Source organism: Enterococcus devriesei, assembly GCF_001885905.1.
GTDB lineage: Bacteria > Bacillota > Bacilli > Lactobacillales > Enterococcaceae > Enterococcus_A > Enterococcus_A devriesei.
Map to the genome: position 1 here is coordinate 1 of NZ_JXKM01000051.1, position 573 is coordinate 573.

Sequence of the window (573 nt, forward strand, 5' to 3'; positions counted from 1 at the left end):
TAGATCTGAAGAGACCTGCGGTTCTTTTTATATAGAGCGTAAATACATTCAATACCTTTTAAAGTATTCTTTGCCGTATTGATACTTTGATATCTTGTCTTTCTTACTTTAATATGACGGTGATCTTGCTCAATGAGGTTATTCAGATATTTCGATGTACAATGACAGTCAGGTTTAAGTTTAAAAGCTTTAATTACTTTAGCCATTGCTACCTTCGTTGAAGGTGCCTGATCTGTAATTACCTTTTGAGGTTTACCAAATTGTTTAATGAGACGTTTGATAAATGCATATGCTGAATGATTATCTCGTTGCTTACGCAACCAAATATCTAATGTATGTCCCTCTGCATCAATGGCACGATATAAATAGCTCCATTTTCCTTTTATTTTGATGTACGTCTCATCAATACGCCATTTGTAATAAGCTTTTTGATGCTTTTTCTTCCAAATTTGATATAAAATTGGGCATATTCTTGAACCCAACGGTAGACCGTTGAATGATGAACGTTTACACCACGTTCCCTTAATATTTCAGATATATCACGATAACTCAATGCATATCTTAGATAGTAGC

1 pseudogene is annotated in these 573 nt (G+C 33.9%); it reads right to left on the bottom strand.

The annotated features are described in order from the left end of the window. A pseudogene (locus RV00_RS15975) lies at window positions 1-573 on the bottom strand (IS6-like element IS257 family transposase); the annotation flags it as partial.